2 protein-coding genes are annotated in these 2,197 nt (G+C 52.7%); both read left to right on the forward strand.

Translation table 11 applies throughout. From position 1 onward, the window contains the following. Positions 1 to 1,161 (forward strand): efflux RND transporter permease subunit (locus J5F18_RS07845; RefSeq protein WP_346301714.1); only part of this gene is annotated, 1,161 nt, incomplete at its 5' end. A 15-nt stretch (positions 1,162 to 1,176) separates the two neighbouring features. Beyond that, a partial coding sequence (locus J5F18_RS07850) for an efflux transporter outer membrane subunit (RefSeq protein WP_346301715.1) occupies positions 1,177 to 2,197 on the forward strand: 1,021 nt, incomplete at its 3' end.

The following is a 2,197-nucleotide window of genomic DNA, read 5'->3' on the forward strand; positions in this document are numbered from 1 at the left end:
GGGCCACCTCCAATTCAAGGCTTGTCGTTAACTGGAGGTGTCGAAGGTTATTTGCAGTTACGCGGTGACTCAGACCCAATTCGCTTGAACAACATCGCTCAGCGCGCCGTCGCAGCAGCCAACGAGCGCCCGGAACTGATGGGTGTGCGGAGTACGTTAGAAACCAATATTCCGCGTTACCTGATTCACGTTGATCGTGAGAAAGCGCAAGCGATGGGTGTGCCTTTAAGTAGTCTGTTCAGCACGATGCAAGCAACGTTCGGCTCAACCTATGTGAATGACTTCACCTATCAAGGTCGCTTATGGCAAGTGAACTTGCAAGCCGAAGGTGAATACCGCATGTCACCAGAGAATTTGCGTGATGTATTTGTACGCGCCAACTCGGGCGCCATGATTCCAGTCAGCAGTTTAGTCACCGCTGAACGAGTCGCTGGTGCGGATATTCTTAACCGCTTCAACCTTTATGCTTCAGCAAAGATCATGGCAGACCCAGCACCGGGATATACCACAGGCCAAGCAAAGGACGCTCTTGATGCAGTGATTAACGACCTCCGGTCGGAAGAAAACATTCAAATGGGCTGGGTTGGCGAAGCCTATCAGCTCGATGCAGCTTCCGGTGCCGCTGCATCAGCATTCGGACTTGGTTTGCTGATGGTTATCCTAATTCTGATCGCGCAATATGAGCGACTAACGTTGCCGTTTGCGGTTGCTACGGCAGTTCCGTTTGCCGTTTTCGGTGCTGCGTTATCGTCAATGTTACGGGGCTTCCCCAACGACGTGTACTTCCAGGTCGGTTTGTTGGTATTAATCGGTTTAGCCGCTAAGAACGCGATTCTGATTGTTGAATTCGCCGCCCAAAACCGGAAAGAAGGCATGAGTTCAACCGACGCAGCAATCACTGCTGCACGGCAACGTTTCCGCGCCATTATCATGACTGCGGCAACCTTTGTTGTCGGCAGCTTCCCGCTGGTAATCGCCTCGGGTGCTGGTGCAGTTAGCCGCCAAGAAATTGGTACGGTTGTGGTTGGTGGTATGTTGGCTGCAAGTAGTTTAGCGCTGATTTTCGTGCCACTCGCGTACAAGCTGTTGGACGATTTGAGCACGTGGCGCAAAGCACGAAAGCAGTCGTCCGAGCAAGATGTCGCTGTCAATAAAAGCTAACCAAAGGACCGTAACATGAATAAGCATTTTTCAAAATTAGCACTCGTGTCCTTCGGTGTCGCAACTACTCTGTTTTTGAGTGGTTGCACCATGGGCCCAAACTATGAGTCACGTGATACGGAGTTGCCACAGGAATGGTTTGCGGATATGCCATCAACAGCTGAGTTGCGTAACGACTGGCAAAATTGGTGGCAGCAGTACCAAGATCCTCACCTAAATACGCTGGTTGAGCGTGCGCTTAACGATAACCTCGATTTGCAAGCGCAACTAGCCCGCATTGAGCAAGCACGAGCAGAGCTTGGTTTTGCTCAAGCCAATCGTTGGCCGCTTTTAAGCGCACAAGCATCGGCCGCGCGAGAGCAGCAGCCGGAAACTTTGATGCCAGCGGCGCTCGGTGGTGGCAGCCCACGCAATCAGTTGAGTGTTGCCGGGGTGTTGTCCTATGAAGTCGATTTATGGGGACGTTTGTCACGCCAACGCGAAGCCGCCGGTGCGCTGCTTGCGCAGTCGACCTATGGCGCGGAGGCCGTCAAACTGAACTTAATTAGCGAGGTGGTCACCGGCTACTTTAATTTACTCGCAATTGAACAGCAATATGCAGCGCTCACGTCCAACATCGATTCGCTTGAGCAAACGCTTGCACTTGAACAATTGCGCTATGACAGCGGCTCGAGCAACGTCTTAAACTTACGTCGCGCAGAAGCTGCAGTTGCTGCTGCGAAAGCCAGCCTACCCGATTTGCGTGAAGCGCAGCAGCTCACCCGCAGCGCTTTAGCGATTTTAGTCGGGGCTAGCCCAGATGATCTCGCTCGAGGTATTGTGTTCGAGCTCAGTAAACTCACGGATTTGCGTACACCGCAACAACTACCGGCTTATACCCCGTCGGAGTTGTTGCAACGTCGACCCGATGTGCGCGCCGCCGAGGCTAGTTTAATTGCAGCTAATGCGCAGATTGGTGTCGCACAATCAGCTCGTTTCCCTAGCCTAAACCTGAGTGCGTTGGGCGGCAGCGCTGCAACCGATACAAGTGACTTAT

This window comes from Halomonas sp. BM-2019 (assembly GCF_017584085.1).